The 16,556-nt window shown below is 70.0% G+C and carries 15 protein-coding genes; 2 read left to right on the top strand and 13 right to left on the bottom strand.

All coding sequences use genetic code 11. The annotated features are described in order from the left end of the window. Positions 1-8: 8 nt before the first annotated feature. From nuoK to ACZ470_RS04455, 11 genes are read right to left on the bottom strand one after another with little or no spacing between them, the layout of a single operon-like run. Positions 9-308: an NADH-quinone oxidoreductase subunit NuoK gene (gene nuoK, locus ACZ470_RS04505; RefSeq protein ID WP_037929353.1), complete on the bottom strand. Its 300-nt coding sequence runs from the start codon at positions 306-308 to the stop codon at positions 9-11. Then, positions 305-1,147, bottom strand: a complete 843-nt coding sequence (locus ACZ470_RS04500) for an NADH-quinone oxidoreductase subunit J (RefSeq protein ID WP_468424351.1) — start codon at positions 1,145-1,147, stop codon at positions 305-307. The genes nuoK and ACZ470_RS04500 overlap by 4 nt, the downstream gene beginning before the upstream one ends. Continuing rightward, positions 1,144-1,785, bottom strand: a complete 642-nt coding sequence (nuoI, locus tag ACZ470_RS04495; RefSeq protein WP_468424349.1) for an NADH-quinone oxidoreductase subunit NuoI — start codon at positions 1,783-1,785, stop codon at positions 1,144-1,146. Before nuoI ends, ACZ470_RS04500 begins: the two co-directional genes overlap by 4 nt. Further along, positions 1,778-3,154: an NADH-quinone oxidoreductase subunit NuoH gene (gene nuoH / locus ACZ470_RS04490; protein ID WP_468424347.1), complete on the bottom strand. Its 1,377-nt coding sequence runs from the start codon at positions 3,152-3,154 to the stop codon at positions 1,778-1,780. The genes nuoI and nuoH overlap by 8 nt, the downstream gene beginning before the upstream one ends. Continuing rightward, a complete protein-coding gene (locus ACZ470_RS04485; protein ID WP_468424345.1) occupies positions 3,151-5,655 on the bottom strand; it encodes an NADH-quinone oxidoreductase subunit G in 2,505 nt (834 codons plus the stop codon). Before ACZ470_RS04485 ends, nuoH begins: the two co-directional genes overlap by 4 nt. After that, the gene (nuoF, locus tag ACZ470_RS04480) at positions 5,652-6,998 is read right to left on the bottom strand and encodes an NADH-quinone oxidoreductase subunit NuoF (protein ID WP_468424343.1); all 1,347 of its coding nucleotides are present in this window, start codon (positions 6,996-6,998) and stop codon (positions 5,652-5,654) included. Before nuoF ends, ACZ470_RS04485 begins: the two co-directional genes overlap by 4 nt. Beyond that, on the bottom strand, positions 6,998-7,858 hold the full coding sequence (gene nuoE, locus ACZ470_RS04475) for an NADH-quinone oxidoreductase subunit NuoE (RefSeq protein WP_468424342.1): 861 nt from the start codon (positions 7,856-7,858) through the stop codon (positions 6,998-7,000). The genes nuoF and nuoE overlap by 1 nt, the downstream gene beginning before the upstream one ends. After that, positions 7,855-9,177 carry an NADH-quinone oxidoreductase subunit D gene (locus tag ACZ470_RS04470; protein ID WP_468424340.1) on the bottom strand — a complete coding sequence of 441 codons (1,323 nt, stop codon included), beginning with the start codon at positions 9,175-9,177 and terminating at the stop codon, positions 7,855-7,857. Before ACZ470_RS04470 ends, nuoE begins: the two co-directional genes overlap by 4 nt. After that, entirely contained in the window at positions 9,174-9,923 is a 750-nt protein-coding gene (locus tag ACZ470_RS04465) for an NADH-quinone oxidoreductase subunit C (protein ID WP_468424339.1), read from the bottom strand. Before ACZ470_RS04465 ends, ACZ470_RS04470 begins: the two co-directional genes overlap by 4 nt. Beyond that, positions 9,920-10,474, bottom strand: coding sequence for a NuoB/complex I 20 kDa subunit family protein (locus ACZ470_RS04460; RefSeq protein WP_016640165.1), 555 nt, complete (start codon positions 10,472-10,474; stop codon positions 9,920-9,922). Before ACZ470_RS04460 ends, ACZ470_RS04465 begins: the two co-directional genes overlap by 4 nt. 13 nt (positions 10,475-10,487) lie before the next feature. Continuing rightward, entirely contained in the window at positions 10,488-10,847 is a 360-nt protein-coding gene (locus ACZ470_RS04455; RefSeq protein ID WP_007490928.1) for an NADH-quinone oxidoreductase subunit A, read from the bottom strand. An 845-nt stretch (positions 10,848-11,692) separates the two neighbouring features. Between ACZ470_RS04455 and ACZ470_RS04450 the strand changes: the two genes are divergently transcribed. Next, the gene (locus ACZ470_RS04450; RefSeq protein WP_468424336.1) at positions 11,693-12,526 is read left to right on the top strand and encodes a C40 family peptidase; all 834 of its coding nucleotides are present in this window, start codon (positions 11,693-11,695) and stop codon (positions 12,524-12,526) included. A 290-nt stretch (positions 12,527-12,816) separates the two neighbouring features. On the opposite strand, the gene ACZ470_RS04445 is transcribed toward ACZ470_RS04450, so the two are convergent. Beyond that, a complete protein-coding gene (locus ACZ470_RS04445; protein WP_468424334.1) occupies positions 12,817-14,493 on the bottom strand; it encodes a hypothetical protein in 1,677 nt (558 codons plus the stop codon). Positions 14,494-14,636: 143 nt separating this feature from the next. Further along, on the bottom strand, positions 14,637-15,920 hold the full coding sequence (locus ACZ470_RS04440) for a geranylgeranyl reductase family protein (RefSeq protein WP_468424332.1): 1,284 nt from the start codon (positions 15,918-15,920) through the stop codon (positions 14,637-14,639). 97 nt (positions 15,921-16,017) lie between these two features. On the opposite strand from ACZ470_RS04440, the gene ACZ470_RS04435 reads away from it, so the two are divergent. Then, on the top strand, positions 16,018-16,524 hold the full coding sequence (locus tag ACZ470_RS04435; RefSeq protein ID WP_468424330.1) for a GNAT family N-acetyltransferase: 507 nt from the start codon (positions 16,018-16,020) through the stop codon (positions 16,522-16,524). The last annotated feature ends 32 nt before the right edge of the window (positions 16,525-16,556 follow it).

Below are 16,556 nucleotides of genomic sequence, written 5' to 3'. Positions count from 1 at the left end.
GCAGCCCCTCACAGCTTCATCAGGCTGGCGTCGTCGACCGAGGCCGAGTGGCGGGAACGGAACAGGGACACGATGATCGCCAGCCCGACCACGACCTCCGCGGCGGCGACGACCATCGTGAAGAAGGCGATGACCTGGCCGTCGAGGTTGCCGTGCATCCGGGAGAAGGCGACGAACGCGAGGTTGCAGGCGTTGAGCATGAGCTCGACGCACATGAAGACCACGATCGCGTTGCGCCGGATCAGCACGCCGGTGGCGCCGATCGTGAACAGCAGCGCGGCCAGGTACAGGTAGTTCACCGGGTTCACTTCGACGCCTCCTCGGGCCGCTTGAACGTCGGCGCGTCGATCGCGGTGCGTTCCAGGCGCTCCTCCGCGCGCTGCTCCATCGCCCGCAGGTCGTTGATCGCCTCCTGCGAGACGTCACGGATCTGGCCGCGGTCCCGCAGCGTCTTGCTGACGGTGAGGTCCGACGGGGTGCCGTCGGGCAGCAGGCCCGCGATGTCCACGGCGTTGTGCCGGGCGTACACGCCGGGGGCCGGGAGCGGCGGCAGGTACTTGCCCTCGCGGACGCGCTGCTCGGCCAGCTCCCGCTGGGTCCGGGCGCGCTCGGTGCGCTCGCGGTGGGTGAGCACCATGGCGCCGACGGCGGCCGTGATGAGCAGGGCGCCGGTGATCTCGAAGGCGAAGACGTACTTGGTGAACAGGAGGGTCGCCAGACCCTCCACGTTGCCGCCCGCGTTCGCCTCGCCGATGCCGCTGAACTCACTGAGCGAGGCGTTACCGATCCCGCCGATCAGCAGGATGCCGAAGCCCAGACCGCACAGCAGGGCCAGCCAGCGCTGGCCCTTGATGGTCTCCTTCAGGGAGTCCGCCGCGGTGACGCCGACCAGCATCACCACGAACAGGAACAGCATCATGATCGCGCCGGTGTAGACGACGATCTGGACGACGCCCAGGAAGTAGGCGCCGTTGGCCAGGTAGAACACCGCCAGCACGATCATGGTCCCGGCGAGGCAGAGCGCGCTGTGCACGGCCCGCCTCATGAACACGGTGCACAGGGCGCCGATCACGGCGACCGTGCCCAGGATCCAGAACTGAACGGCCTCTCCGGTGGAGGTGGAGTAGGCGGCGAGCTGCTCGGTCATCGCTTGATCACCTCCTCCGACGCCGGTTCCTCCGGGCCGAAGGTCGAGGCGGCCTCCTGCACCACCTCGCCCTTGGAGTGGGCGACCTGCTGCTCCGTACCGGGCGCGGCCTCGGTCACCAGGCCCCGGTAGTAGTCCTGTTCGTCGGTGCCCGGGTACATGGCGTGCGGGGAGTCGACCATGCCCTCCTCCAGACCGGCGAGCAGCTGCTCCTTGGTGTAGATGAGGTTGGCGCGGCTGGAGTCCGCCAGCTCGAAGTCGTTGGTCATCGTCAGCGCGCGCGTGGGGCATGCCTCGATGCACAGGCCGCACAGGATGCAGCGGGCGTAGTTGATCTGGTAGACGCGGCCGTACCGCTCGCCGGGCGAGTAGCGCTCCTCGTCGGTGTTGTCCGCGCCCTCCACGTAGATCGCGTCGGCGGGACAGGCCCAGGCGCACAGCTCGCAGCCGACGCACTTCTCCAGACCGTCCGGATGGCGGTTGAGCTGGTGCCGTCCGTGGAAGCGCGGAGCGGTGGTCTTCTGCTGCTCCGGGTACTGCTCGGTGAGCCGCTTCTTGAACATGGCCTTGAAGGTCACGCCGAAGCCGGCCACGGGGTTCAGGAAACCGGGCTTGGTCTCCTTGGGCTCCTCAGCCATCGGACGCCTCCTTTCCATCCGTTGATCCGCCCAGAGATCCGTCACTCTGAGTATCGGGGCCGCCACTGACAATGAGCTCCCGCTCCCGGCGCGGACGGCGTCGCGGCACCGGCGGCAACTCCTGTCCCGGCAGCGGCGGTACGGGGAATCCGCCGGCCGTCGGGTCGAAGGCGGGCGGGCCCTCGGCGGGCTGCCCGGCCTCCTTGCCCTTGCCGCGGAACAGGTCGGCGACGAAGGACAGCAGCAGGAGGGCGAGGACGGCACCGCCGATGTAGAGGGCGATGTCGGCGAAGTCGTAGTTCTCGTTCCGCAGCGCCCGCACGGTGGCGACGAGCATCAGCCACACCAGGGACACCGGGATGAGGACCTTCCAGCCGAGCTTCATCAGCTGGTCGTAGCGGACGCGCGGGAGCGTGCCGCGCAGCCACACGAACATGAAGAGCAGCAGCTGGACCTTGAGCGTGAACCAGAGCAGCGGCCACCAGCCGTGGTTCGCGCCCTCCCAGAAGGTGCTCACCGGCCAGGGCGCCCGCCAGCCGCCCAGGAAGAGCGTCACGGCGACGGCCGAGACGGTCACCATGTTGATGTACTCGGCGAGCATGAACATCGCGAACTTGATCGACGAGTACTCGGTGTTGAAGCCGCCGACCAGGTCGCCCTCGGACTCCGGCATGTCGAACGGGGCGCGGTTGGTCTCGCCCACCATCGTCACGATGTAGATGAGGAAGGAGACCGGCAGCAGCAGGATGTACCAGCGGTCGTTCTGCTGCTCGACGATGGTCGACGTCGACATCGACCCCGAGTAGAGGAACACGGAGGCGAACGCGGCGCCCATGGCGATCTCGTACGAGATCATCTGCGCGCACGAGCGCAGACCGCCCAGCAGCGGATAGGTCGAGCCGGAGCTCCAGCCCGCCAGGACGATGCCGTAGATGCCGACCGAGGCGACCGCGAGGATGTAGAGCACCGCGATCGGCAGGTCGGTCAGCTGCATCGTGGTGCGGTGGCCGAAGATCGAGACCTCGTTGCCGGCCGGCCCGAAGGGGATCACCGCGATCGCCATGAAGGCCGGGACGGCCGCGACGATCGGCGCGAGGACGTACACGGCCTTGTCCGCGCGCTTGACGACGACGTCTTCCTTGAGCATCAGCTTCACGCCGTCGGCGAGCGACTGGAGCATGCCCCAGGGGCCGTGCCGGTTGGGGCCGATGCGCAGCTGCATCCAGGCGACGACCTTGCGCTCCATGACGATGGAGACCAGCACGGTCACCATCAGGAAGGCGAAGCAGAACACCGCCTTGATGGCGATCAGCCACCAGGGGTCGCGGCCGAACATCGAGAGGTCTTCAGCGGCGATGTACGGGCTCATGCCTCCACCTCCTTGGGGGCCTCGTCGGCGAGGGTCGCCGGGCCGATACGGACGAGGGAGCCGGGCAGCGCCCCGGTGCCGGAGGCGACGCCGCCGCCGACGGAGTTCAGCGGGAGCCACACCACGCGGTCGGGCATCTCGGTGACCGCCAGGGGCAGTTCGACCGTCCCGGCCGTGCCGGTCACCGCCAGCAGGTCGCCGTCCTTGACGCCGGCCTCGGCGGCGGTGGCGGCCGACACGCGCGCGTGGGCGGCGTGCCGGGTTCCGGCGAGCGCCTCGTCGCCCAGTTGCAGGACGCCCTCGTCGAGGAGCAGCCGGTGCCCCGCGAGGACGGCCTCCCCGGCGGCGGGCCGGGGCAGGACGCCCGCGGTCTCCAGCGGGTCGGTGGCCCGGGGTCCGTCCCAGGCGCCGAGCCGGTCGAGCTCCGCGCGGACCGTGCGCAGATCCGGCAGCCCCAGGTGGACGTCCATGGCGTCGGCCAGCATCTGGAGCACCCGCGCGTCGGTCGGCGCGAGCCGGCGGGTCATCTGGTCGGGCTTGAGCGCCGCCTCGAACATGCGGACCCTGCCTTCCCAGTTGAGGAAGGTCCCGGCCTTCTCGGCGACCGCGGCGACGGGCAGCACCACGTCGGCGAGTTCGGTGACCTCACTGGGCCGCAGCTCCAGCGAGACCACGAACCCGGCCTCGGCGAGCGCGGCACGCGCGCGTGCCGGGTCGGGCAGGTCGGCGACCTCCACGCCCGCGACCAGCAGCGCCTGGAGCTCACCGCGGACCGCCGCCTCGACGATCTGTCCGGTGTCGCGGCCGTAGCGGTGCGGCAGCTCGGCCACGCCCCAGAGGGCGGCGACCTCATCACGCGCGCGCGGGTCGGTCGCCGGGCGGCCGCCCGGCAGCAGCGACGGCAGCGCGCCCGCCTCCACGGCGCCGCGCTCCCCGGCCCGGCGCGGGATCCACACCAGCCGGGCGCCGGTCGCGGCGGCGAACCGGACGGCCGCGGTCAGCCCGCCCCGTACGGCCGCCAGCCGCTCGCCGACGGCGATCACCGCGCCCTCGGCCCGCAGCGCCTCGGCGGCCGCGGCCCCGTCGCCCTCCAGGCCGACGCCGCTCGAGAGCGCGTCCAGCCATTCGGTCTCGGTGCCGGGAGCCGCCGGGAGCAGGGTGCCGCCGGCCTTCTCGAGTCCGCGTGTGGCGTGCGTGGCCAGGGCGAAGGTCCGCTGTCCGTGCTTCCGCCAGGCCTTGCGCAGCCGCAGGAAGACGCCGGGCGCCTCCTCCTCGGACTCGAACCCGGCCAGCAGGACGGCGGGCGCCTTCTCCAGCGCGGTGTACGTGACGCCCGTACGGTCGAGGTCACGGCCGCGGCCCGCGACCCGCGCGGCGAGGAAGTCGGCCTCCTCGGCGCTGTGCACGCGCGCCCGGAAGTCGATGTCGTTGGTGGCGAGCGCCACGCGCGCGAACTTGCTGTAGGCGTAGGCGTCCTCGACGGTGAGCCGACCGCCGGTCAGCACGCCGGTGCGGCCGCGCGAGGCCAGCAGGCCCTGCGCCGCGATCTGGAGCGCGTCGGGCCAGGACGCCGGCTCCAGCTCGCCCTCCGCGTTGCGCACCAGCGGGGTGTCGAGACGGTCCCGCAGCTGCGCGTACCGGAACGCGAAGCGGCCCTTGTCGCAGATCCACTCCTCGTTGACCTCGGGGTCGTTCTCGGCGAGCCGCCGCATGACCTTGCCGCGCCGGTGGTCGGTGCGGGTGGCGCAGCCGCCGGAGCAGTGCTCGCACACCGACGGCGAAGAAATCAGGTCGAAGGGTCGGGAGCGGAACCGGTAGGCGGCCGAGGTGAGCGCGCCGACCGGGCAGATCTGGATGGTGTTGCCGGAGAAGTACGACTCGAAGGGGTCGCCCTCGCCGGTGCCGACCTGCTGGAGCGCGCCCCGCTCGATCAGCTCGATCATCGGGTCGCCCGCGACCTGGTTGGAGAACCGGGTGCAGCGGGCGCACAGCACGCACCGCTCGCGGTCGAGCAGCACCTGGGTGGAGATGGGGACGGGCTTCTCGTAGGTGCGCTTCTTGCCCTCGAAGCGGGACTCGGCGTTGCCGTGCGACATCGCCTGGTTCTGGAGCGGGCACTCGCCGCCCTTGTCGCAGACCGGGCAGTCCAGCGGGTGGTTGATGAGCAGGAGCTCCATCACACCCTTCTGGGCCTTCTCCGCGACCGGCGAGGAGAGCTGGGTCTTGACCACCATCCCGTCGGTGCAGGTGATGGTGCAGGACGCCATGGGCTTGCGCTGGCCCTCGACCTCGACGATGCACTGTCGGCAGGCGCCGGCCGGGTCGAGGAGCGGGTGGTCGCAGAAGCGGGGGATCTCGATGCCGAGCTGTTCGGCGGCCCGGATGACCAGGGTGCCCTTGGGCACGCTGATCTCGGCGCCGTCGATGGTCAGCGTCACCAGGTCCTCGGGCGGGACCGCCGCCTCTCCCCCACCGGAGGGAGCGTTGGTGGTCACAGTCATGCGTGCACCTCCGTACGGTCGGCCCAGGCCGTCGACTTGGCCGGGTCGAAGGGGCAGCCACGGCCCGTGATGTGCTGCTCGTACTCCTCGCGGAAGTACTTGAGCGAGGAGAAGATCGGCGAGGCGGCGCCGTCGCCGAGGGCGCAGAAGGACTTGCCGTTGATGTTGTCGGCGATGTCGTTCAGCTTGTCGAGGTCGGCCATCTGTCCCTTGCCGGCCTCGATGTCGCGCAGCAGCTGCACCAGCCAGTACGTCCCCTCGCGGCAGGGCGTGCACTTGCCGCAGGACTCGTGGGCGTAGAACTCGGTCCAGCGGGTGACGGCGCGGACGACGCAGGTCGTCTCGTCGAAGCACTGAAGTGCCTTCGTGCCGAGCATGGAACCCGCGGCGCCCACTCCCTCGTAGTCGAGCGGGACGTCGAGGTGCTCGTCGGTGAACATCGGCGTGGAGGAACCGCCCGGCGTCCAGAACTTCAGCCGGTGGCCCGGGCGCATCCCGCCGCTCATCTCCAGCAGCTGGCGCAGCGTGATGCCGAGGGGCGCCTCGTACTGGCCGGGGGAGGCGACATGGCCGCTGAGGGAGTAGAGCGTGAAGCCGGGGGACTTCTCGCTGCCCATCGAGCGGAACCATTCCTTGCCCCGGTTGATGATGGCGGGAACCGACGCGATCGATTCGACGTTGTTCACCACAGTCGGGCACGCGTAGAGGCCCGCGACGGCGGGGAAGGGGGGACGGAGCCGCGGTTGACCCCGGCGGCCTTCGAGCGAGTCGAGCAGTGCGGTCTCCTCACCGCAGATGTACGCGCCCGCGCCCGCGTGCACGGTGAGCTGGAGGTCGAGTCCGCTGCCCAGGACGTTCTCGCCGAGGAAGCCGGCCTCGTAGGCCTCGCGCACGGCCTCGTGCAGCCGCCGCAGTACGGGGACGACTTCTCCCCGCAGATAGATGAAGGCGTGGGACGACCTGATGGCGTAGCACGCGATGACGATGCCCTCGATGAGGCTGTGCGGGTTCGCGAAGAGGAGCGGAATGTCCTTGCACGTTCCGGGCTCCGACTCGTCGGCGTTGACAACGAGATAGTGCGGCTTGCCGTCCCCCTGCGGGATGAACTGCCACTTCATTCCCGTCGGGAAGCCGGCGCCGCCGCGGCCGCGGAGACCGGACTCCTTGACGTACGCGATGACGTCGTCCGGGGACATGGCGAGCGCCTTGCGCAGGCCCTCGTATCCGTCGTGCCTCCGGTAGACGTCCAGCGTCCAGGACCGGTCCTCGTCCCAGAAGGCCGACAGCACGGGTGCGAGCAGCTTCTCCGGGCTCATGTCCTTGAGTTCGGGTGCCAAGGTCATCACTCCCCCTCCTCGGCTACGGGACCCGACGGGTGCGACGGGTCGGAGGCCGACGTGTCCTGCGGCGCGTCGTGCGAGCTGAGGTGCTCGGCGGGCGACGGCTCGTGCGGCGGGGTGTCGCGGGGTGCCTCACCGCGCGGGTGCACCACACGCGCGGGCGCGGCCTCTCCCTTGGCCAGCTTCAGACCGATCAGCGAGGCGGGTCCCGCGCTTCCGGTGGCCTCGACGGCTCCCTCGCGTTCGTCGGGGAAGCCGGCCAGGATGCGGGCGGTCTCCTTGAAGGTGCACAGGGGCGCCCCGCGGGTGGGCGCGACCGGGCGGCCGGCGCGCAGGTCGTCGACCATGCGCTTGGCGCTCTCGGGGGTCTGGTTGTCGAAGAACTCCCAGTTGACCATCACCACGGGCGCGAAGTCGCAGGCCGCGTTGCACTCGATGTGCTCCAGGGTGACCTTGCCGTCGTCGGTGGTCTCGCCGTTGCCGACGCCCAGGTGCTCCTGGAGCTCCTCGAAGATCGCGTCGCCGCCCATGACGGCGCACAGGGTGTTGGTGCACACCCCGACCTGGTAGTCACCGCTCGGCCGGCGCCGGTACATGGTGTAGAAGGTGGCGACCGCGGTCACCTCGGCCGTGGTGAGGCCCAGCATCTCCGCGCAGAACCGCATGCCGGTGCGCGTGACGTGGCCCTCCTCCGACTGCACGAGGTGCAGCAGCGGCAGGAGGGCGGACCGGGAGTCCGGGTAGCGGGCGATGACCTCGCGCGCGTCCGTCTCCAGCCGGGACCGGACGTCGTCCGGGTAGTCCGGCGCGGGCAGTTCGGGCATGCCCAGGCTGACGCCCCGCTCCGAAGAAGAGGTGGTCACCGGTCGACGCCTCCCATCACGGGGTCGATGGACGCGACGGCGACGATGACGTCGGCGACCTGGCCGCCCTCGCACATCGCCGCCATGGCCTGAAGGTTGGTGAAGGACGGGTCGCGGAAGTGGACCCGGTAGGGGCGGGTGCCGCCGTCGGAGACGACGTGCACCCCGAGCTCGCCCTTGGGCGACTCGACCGCCGCGTACGCCTGTCCCGGCGGGACGCGGAAGCCCTCGGTGACCAGCTTGAAGTGGTGGATCAGGGCCTCCATGGAGGTGCCCATGATCTTCTTGATGTGGTCGAGGGAGTTGCCGAGGCCGTCCGGTCCCAGGGCGAGCTGGGCGGGCCAGGCGATCTTCTTGTCGGCGACCATGACCGGTCCGGGCTGGAGCCGGTCCAGGCACTGCTCGACGATGCGCAGCGACTGGCGCATCTCCTCCAGCCGGATCAGGAAGCGGCCGTAGGAGTCGCAGGTGTCGGCGGTCGGGACCTCGAAGTCGTAGGTCTCGTAGCCGCAGTAGGGCTGGGCCTTGCGCAGGTCGTGGGGCAGGCCGGTGGAGCGCAGGATCGGACCGGTGGCGCCGAGGGCCATGCAGCCGGCCAGGTCGAGGTAGCCGACGTCCTGCATACGGCCCTTGAAGATGGGGTTCCCGGTGGCGAGCTTGTCGTACTCCGGGAGGTTCTTCTTCATCTTCTTCACGAACTCGCGGATCTGGTCCACCGCGCCGGGCGGCAGGTCCTGGGCGAGTCCGCCGGGGCGGATGTACGCGTGGTTCATCCGCAGGCCGGTGATGAGCTCGTAGATGTCGAGAATGAGTTCACGATCACGGAATCCGTAGATCATGATCGTGGTGGCGCCGAGCTCCATGCCGCCGGTGGCGATGCACACCAGGTGGGAGGAGAGCCGGTTCAGCTCCATCAGGAGCACGCGGATGATCGTGGCCCGGTCGGGCACCTGGTCCTCGATGCCGAGGAGCTTCTCGACCGCGAGGCAGTACGCCGTCTCGTTGAAGAACGGCGTCAGGTAGTCCATGCGCGTCACGAACGTGGTGCCCTGGGTCCACGTCCGGTACTCGAGGTTCTTCTCGATGCCGGTGTGGAGGTAGCCGATGCCGCAGCGGGCCTCGGTGACGGTCTCGCCGTCGATCTCCAGGATCAGGCGGAGCACACCGTGGGTGGACGGGTGCTGCGGACCCATGTTGACGACGATGCGCTCGTCGTCGGCTCGGGCCGCGGTCTCGACGACCTCGTCCCAGTCGCCACCGGTGACGGTGTAGACGGTGCCCTCGGTGGTTTCACGAGGGGAGGCGTGCGAAGTGCTCATGAGTACGACCTCCGCTGGTCCGGAGCCGGGATCTGGGCGCCCTTGTACTCGACGGGGATGCCGCCGAGGGGGTAGTCCTTGCGCTGCGGGAAGCCCTGCCAGTCGTCCGGCATCATGATCCGCGTCAGGGCGGGGTGACCGTCGAAGACGATGCCGAAGAAGTCGTACGTCTCGCGCTCGTGCCAGTCGTTCGTCGGATAGACCGAGAACAGCGACGGGATGTGCGGGTCGCTGTCGGGGGCGCTGACTTCCAGGCGGATCAGCCGGTTGTGGGTGATCGAGCGCAGGTGGTAGACGGCGTGCAGCTCGCGGCCCTTGTCGTTCGGGTAGTGCACGCCGCTGACGCCGGTGCACAGCTCGAAGCGCAGCGCGGGGTCGTCGCGCAGGGTGCGGGCGACCCGGACCAGGTGCTCGCGTTCGATGTGGAAGGTGAGTTCGCCGCGGTCGACGACCGTCTTCTCGATGGCGTTCTCGGGGAGCAGGTCCTGCTCCTCCAGGGCGCCCTCGAGTTCGTCGGCGACCTCGTCGAACCAGCCCCCGTAGGGGCGGGCCGCCGGTCCCGGGAGCCGGACCGAGCGGACCAGCCCGCCGTAGCCGGAGGTGTCGCCGCCGTTGTTGGCGCCGAACATCCCGCGCTGGACGCGGATCTCCTCGCCGCCCTGTCCGCGCTGGCCGGGGAGGTTCTCGGCGGAGAGGTCCTTCTCGGGGTTCACGCCGTCACCCGCGGTGCCGTTCGCGTCGCTCATCGCAGCAGCCCCTTCATCTCGATAGTGGGCAGGGCCTTGAGCGCCGCCTCCTCCGCCTCGCGGGCCGCCTCCTCGGCGTTCACGCCGAGCTTGGAGGTCTGGATCTTCTGGTGGAGCTTGAGGATCGCGTCCATCAGCATCTCGGGGCGGGGCGGGCAGCCGGGGAGATAGATGTCGACGGGGACGACGTGGTCGACGCCCTGGACGATCGCGTAGTTGTTGAACATGCCGCCCGAGGAGGCGCAGACCCCCATGGAGATCACCCACTTGGGGTTCGGCATCTGGTCGTAGACCTGCCGCAGCACGGGCGCCATCTTCTGGCTGACCCGCCCGGCGACGATCATGAGGTCCGCCTGCCGCGGTGAGCCGCGGAAGACCTCCATGCCGAAGCGCGCCAGGTCGTAGCGGCCGGCGCCGGTGGTCATCATCTCGATGGCACAGCAGGCGAGGCCGAACGTGGCGGGGAAGACGGACGACTTGCGCACCCAGCCCGCGGCCTGCTCGACCGTGGTCAGCAGGAAGCCGCTCGGCAGCTTTTCTTCGAGTCCCATGACTTGTGGCCCCTCAGTCCCATTCCAGGCCGCCGCGCCGCCATACGTACGCGTACGCGACGAAGACGGTGAGCACGAAGAGCAGCATCTCCACGAGCCCGAAAAGCCCCAGGGCGTCGAAGGTGACGGCCCAGGGGTAGAGGAAGACGATCTCGATATCGAAGATGATGAAGAGCATCGCCGTCAGGTAGTACTTGATGGGGAAGCGCCCGCCGCCGGCCGGCGTGGGGGTCGGTTCGATACCGCACTCGTACGCCTCGAGCTTGGCGCGGTTGTACCGCTTCGGACCGATCAGCGTGGCCATGACCACGGAGAAGATCGCAAAGCCTGCCCCGAGGGCTCCCAGTACGAGGATGGGCGCATACGCGTTCACCGCTCCTCGCTCCTCTCAGTCGGCACTGACTGCTGGCGGTTGTGCAGTGGGCTCACCCGCCTCAACAGCCCCACGAACCACGCCCGCCCCGGCGAAGATCGAGAACATGTGAAGCAGGTCACAAGCCCAACCGCTCCGCATCTTATGCCCGTGGGTCTGTGATCTGCGACACGGGGTATTGCACAAGCTTTGTGATCTCCACCACCTGACGAACGATCATGAAGTCGGATGAGCGGTGATCTTCACACGCCAAGCATCCACGTGGTCACCAAAGGTGACATTTTCCCTCGTCAGCGCAGCTCAGAAGGGCTGTCTCAATATCAAGACGCTTCCCGCGCATGCAAATTGGTGCTGGACTTGATCTCTTGATAGAGGAGCGTTCACACATCAGAGGGGACGGGCGGCGGGATGTGGACGTGTGCACGCGTTCACGAAGTCCCGGCGCCACGTTCCGGCCACCGGGCCGTCACCCTCGCCTGCTCCACCGATCCGGGCGCCCCGTCGACCCGACGCCGCCCTCGCACCCGCCGTCGACCCGGCCGTCGATTCCGCGGCCGTCGATTCCGCGGCCGTCCGAAGCGCGGGCCGACGCTCCGGACGCGACGGCTGGGGTAATCGTTCCGTGACCTCCGTCACATTCATGAGAGCCGCATGAGAGGAGGGATTGGCCAACCAGTCCAACCGGTGGTAAGCGCGGGGCAATTCGGGCGTAACGATGAAAGTACGTGATCACGGGCCGATCACGGGCGCCCGCAATGTCCGTTACGGCGTCAATAAAGAACGACACGCCCGGGATTCGGAGCCCCGATTGAACAACTGTGGCGCAGCACACGTTTCTTGAAGATATGAAGCAGCCCCTGGTACCGGTTGTTCCCATGTCCCACACCGCTCACATACGCAGCCACCGGAAGCCCCGCCGTACCGCGACGTCCACGATCGCGATGCGGGCCGGAGTTGCCGGTGGCGTCCTCAGCACCCTGGCAGTGGCCGGGGCGTCGGGTTCGGCGAACGCCGCCGAGCCGGTGACGCAGACCCTCGAACTGCCCACCCTGACGGCCGACCTGGCCGCTCAGGCCGCCCAGTCCGCGGAGGCCACCCAGCAGGCGGCCGCGAACTACCAGCTGCGGGCCGAGCGTGACGCGGCCGCCGCAAAGGCCGCGAAGGAGGCCAAGGCGGACCTCGCCGAGGCCAAGAAGAAGGCCGAAGCGAAGAAGAAGGCCGCCGAGGAGGCCCGCAAGGCCGCCGCCGAGCGTGCCGCGCGCGACGCCGAGCGCCCCGCCCTCTCCACCGCCTCCGCCACGACCACCGCCTCCGCGCCCGCCGGCGGCAGCGTCGCGACGGTCATCGCCTTCCTCAAGGCGCAGGTGGGCGACGCCTACGTCATGGGTGCCACGGGTCCCAACGCCTGGGACTGCTCGAGCCTGGTGCAGGCCGCGTTCCGGCAGGTCGGCGTCGACCTGCCGCGCGTCTCGCAGGACCAGTCGACGGTCGGCACCGACATTCCGCTGTCGCAGATCCAGGTCGGCGACATCCTGTACTGGGGCGGCAAGGGCTCCGCGTACCACACGGGTGTCTACATCGGAGGCGGCCAGTACCTGGACGCAGCCAACCCGTCCAAGGGCGTCGTCATCCAGGACCTCTCCGGCTACCCGGCGTCGGGTGCCGTGCGCGTGCTCTGAGCCGCGCTCATACGGGCCGAAGGGTCGCTGCCTCGGGGGCAGCGGCCCTCCTCGTGTTCGCGCCTTGCGCCCGAGGTGGGGGGTTTTCGCCCCCGCCGCCCCTTCCCGTCCCGAACCTGGGGCTCCGCCCCAGACCCCGCTCCTCAAACGCCGGAGGGGCTGATTCGGCCCGTGACGGCCCCTCACGGGGCCCCGGGGCGAACGCCGACGGCCGGAGTCCGATGTCCGGACCCCGGCCGCTCACAGCGCCGCTCACGGCTTCGCGCCCTATGGGCGCTCACTCACACTCCTCAGGCGGTGAGCCCGCCCGCCTGCCGCGCCCGGCGACGCAGCACCACGACCACGCCCGCGCCGAGGCCCAGCGCCAGCAGTGCCGCTCCGCCGATCAGCGCCGTCCCGCCGGCACCGGTGGACGCCAGGCCGCCCTGGACGTCGTCGCCCGTGTCGCCACCGGACGTGCCGCCCTGCTGTCCCGTCCCGGCCGAGGGCGATGCCGATGCCGAGGCCGAGGGGGACGGCGTGCCGCCGCCGTTCTGGCCCGTGCCGCCGTCCGTCTGCCCGTCCGAGCCGTCCGCGCCGTTCAGGACGATCCAGGCGGAGTCGTTGGTGTGGTCGGAGTCGAACGGGTTGTCCCACTCCGGCAGCGCCACCCGGGCCTTGGCGCCCTCGACGACCCGGTCGACGCGCAGCTCGAACGGGAAGCTCAGCTCGGCGTCCTCCAGCAGCGGGGTGCTCACCCAGCAGCGGTAGCCGCGCTCGCCCTCGGAGATCTCGGTCTCCCCGCACTCCTCCGGGGCCTTGGTGACGGTCGCGCCCTCGGGCACGGCCACGGTGAACGTGATGGGCTCACCGCCGGAGCGCAGCGCGCTGACCCAGGCCGGGCCGTTGTTGCGGAAGCCGATCTCCGCCGTGACGGTGTCGCCGGCCTCGGCCGCCTCCGAGGCGCCGGTCAGCTCCAGGTCGTAGGTGTTCGTCGTGGGCAGGTCCAGCTCGGCGTACTTGGTGTAGTCCGCCGGGTTCGCGCCCGGGACCTTCCTCAGCTTCAGGTCCGGTCCGCTGCCCTGCCGGTAGTCCTTGGCCGCGCGCAGGCCGGCGGCCTCGCTCGGCGGGACCGCGGAGAAGGAGTAGGTGAAGATGTCGTTCAGCGCGAAGTCCGCGGTCCGCACCCTCAGCGGCTTGGCCAGCGCGTACGCCGTACCGGCCTCGATGGTGTCCTCGAAGGTGCAGATGACGTCGGTGCCCTGCCGCAGCAGCGGGCCCGTGGTCACCTCGGAGTAGGCGCAGTTGCCGTACGAGCCGGGGAAGGACACCCCGCGGGAGCCGTGGAACCTCAGCACCGCGCCCTCGGACGGCATGCTGCCGACGTTGCGCAGTCCGACGGGCGCCTTGTAGGTGTCGCCCGCCTCCAGGTCACCGGGCCGGGGCAGTTCGCGGTTGAGGAACTCGGGGCCGCCGACGAGTACGTCGATGTCGAGCGGCGCGAACTCCAGGCCCTCGCCCTCACCGGTGACGGTGATGGTGCCGAAGTCCCCGGCCTCGCTGGCGTCGTTGACGTCGAGCCGGATGCCGCCGACCCGGTTGTACTGCTGCCCGGCGTAGAGCTCGCTGCCCGTGCAGACGGCGACGAGGCCGTCGGCGTCGCAGGGGAGCTCCACCGAGGCGACGCCCTCCAGCCCGGTGGCGTCGATGCGGATGGTGTAGTCACCGGTGAACACGGGCGGGATGTCGCCTTCGCCCTCGAACTCCTCCCCCGGGACGTTCAGCCGCAGGTCGACCTGCGGCTCCGAGGGCTCTCCGTTGTCGGAGGCCAGCGACAGGTCGACCCGGTCCGCACCGGTGATGGTCACGGGAAGGGGCGCGTCGGCCGCCCGGGCGGTGCCCGCGGCACCGGCCGCGATCAGACTCGTGGCGGCCACCAGCCCCAGGGCTCTGAGCGGCCCCAGCCGCCGGTTTGCCTGCTGTGTCATGGAAGGCTCTTTCGTCGTACGGGACGTGCCTGAGTGATTACGTCCCGTACGACACCGACCACAGCCGAACAGTTGTCCACAGATGCGTTACGCAATGATCACAATGGACCACCCCGGTCGCAGTGGACCACCGGCCGCGTCGGTCAGGCCTTCGGCGCCACCTTGCTCAGACCGTTGATGATGCGGTCCATCGCGTCGCCGCCCGTCGGGTCGGTCAGGTTGGCGAGCAGCTTCAGGGTGAACCGCATCAGCATCGGGTGCGTCAGCCCGCGCTGGGCGGCGATCTGCATGACCTTCGGGTTGCCGATGAGCTTCACGAAGGCGCGGCCCAGCGTGTAGTAGCCGCCGTAGGTGTCCTTCAGCACGCGCGGGTAGCGCTGGAGCGCGATCTCCCGCTGGGCGGGGGTCGCACGCGCGTGGGCCTGGACGATCACGTCGGCGGCGATCTGCCCGGACTCCATGGCGTAGGCGATGCCCTCGCCGTTGAACGGGTTCACCAGACCGCCCGCGTCGCCGACGAGCAGCAGCCCGCGCGTGTAGTGCGGCTGGCGGTTGAAGGCCATGGGGAGCGCGGCGCCGCGGATCGGGCCGGTCATGTTGTCGGGCGTGTAGCCCCAGTCCTCCGGCATGGAGGCGCACCAGGCCTTGAGGACCTCGCGCCAGTCGAGCTCCTTGAAGGCCTCCGAGGTGTTGAGCACGCCGAGGCCGACGTTGCTCGTGCCGTCGCCCATGCCGAAGACCCAGCCGTAACCGGGCAGCAGACGGTCCTGCGGGCCGCGGCGGTCCCACAGTTCCAGCCAGGACTCCAGGTAGTCGTCGTCGTGGCGGGGCGAGGTGAAGTACGTGCGGACCGCGACGCCCATCGGGCGGTCCTCGCGGCGGTGCAGGCCCATCGCCAGGGACAGCCGGGTGGAGTTGCCGTCGGCGGCCACCACCAGCGGGGCGTGGAAGGTGACCTCGCGCTTGTCCTCGCCGAGCTTGGCCTTCACGCCCGTGATGCGCCCGGTGCGGTCGTCGACGATCGGCGCGCCGACGTTGCAGCGCTCGTACAGCCGGGCGCCCGCCTTCTGGGCCTGCCGGGCGAGCTGCTCGTCGAAGTCGTCGCGCTTGCGGACCAGGCCGTAGTCCGGGAAGGAGGCGAGATCCGGCCAGTCCAGCTGGAGGCGGACCCCGCCGCCGATGATGCGCAGGCCCTTGTTGCGCAGCCAGCCGGCCTCCTCGGAGATGTCGATGCCCATCGACACCAGCTGCTTCACTGCGCGCGGGGTGAGGCCGTCGCCGCACACCTTCTCCCGCGGGAACTCGGTCTTCTCCAGCAGGAGCACGTCGAGTCCGGACCGGGCCAGGTGGTAGGCGGTGGTGGAGCCGGCCGGCCCCGCGCCTACCACGATGACATCGGCGGTGTTGTCGGAGAGGGGCTCGGTCACGGCGGGATCTCCCCAAGTTCGAAATCTGCGTGCCGACCGGCACTGGACATGGGCAGTCTATTCAGCACGATTGATCACCCGGCTGAAGGGCTGCCCCGTGAACCGAGCTCTACCCGCTGTACGGCTGCGCGTCCCCACCCACGAGGACGCCTTCGCCTGGCACCGGATCTTCGACGATCCGGACGTCATGGAGTTCCACGGCGGCACGTCGGCGGAGCTGTCGGTCTACGAGGAGCTCACCGCCCGCCAGCGCCGGCACGACGCCGAACTCGGCTTCTGCCTGTGGAGCATGCTCGACGAGTCCGGCCGGGTCATCGGCTTCACCGGGGCCCAACCGTGGGAGCGCAACTGGGGCCCGACCGGCGAGATCGAGATCGGCTGGCGGCTCGCCCGGGAACACTGGGGCAAGGGGTACGTCACCGCGGCGGCCCGGCAGACGCTGGAACGGGTGGCGGCGACGGGCCTGAAGGGCGTGGTGGCGATGGTGGACGCCCGCAACACCCGTTCCGTAGCGGTCACCCGGCGGCTCGGGATGCGCCTCGCCGAGACGTTCACACTCCCGCCCGACCCGCGAGAGGCCCACTGCTACCGGCTGGATCTCTGACCCCGACAACCACCAACCATCGTTACTCACAG

This window comes from Streptomyces sp. NPDC031111, assembly GCF_055570675.1.
This window is presented reverse-complemented; position numbering and strand designations above follow the sequence as displayed.

Coding starts and splice junctions, on each gene's coding strand:
- ACZ470_RS04500 (WP_468424351.1), bottom strand. CDS start 1,147: ATGACCGAGCAGCTCGCCGCCTACTCCACCTCCACCGGAGAGGCCGTT.
- ACZ470_RS04450 (WP_468424336.1), top strand. CDS start 11,693: ATGAAGCAGCCCCTGGTACCGGTTGTTCCCATGTCCCACACCGCTCAC.
- ACZ470_RS04470 (WP_468424340.1), bottom strand. CDS start 9,177: ATGAGCACTTCGCACGCCTCCCCTCGTGAAACCACCGAGGGCACCGTC.
- nuoF (WP_468424343.1), bottom strand. CDS start 6,998: ATGACCTTGGCACCCGAACTCAAGGACATGAGCCCGGAGAAGCTGCTC.
- ACZ470_RS04485 (WP_468424345.1), bottom strand. CDS start 5,655: ATGACTGTGACCACCAACGCTCCCTCCGGTGGGGGAGAGGCGGCGGTC.
- ACZ470_RS04445 (WP_468424334.1), bottom strand. CDS start 14,493: ATGACACAGCAGGCAAACCGGCGGCTGGGGCCGCTCAGAGCCCTGGGG.
- nuoH (WP_468424347.1), bottom strand. CDS start 3,154: ATGAGCCCGTACATCGCCGCTGAAGACCTCTCGATGTTCGGCCGCGAC.
- nuoI (WP_468424349.1), bottom strand. CDS start 1,785: ATGGCTGAGGAGCCCAAGGAGACCAAGCCCGGTTTCCTGAACCCCGTG.
- ACZ470_RS04460 (WP_016640165.1), bottom strand. CDS start 10,474: ATGGGACTCGAAGAAAAGCTGCCGAGCGGCTTCCTGCTGACCACGGTC.
- ACZ470_RS04465 (WP_468424339.1), bottom strand. CDS start 9,923: ATGAGCGACGCGAACGGCACCGCGGGTGACGGCGTGAACCCCGAGAAG.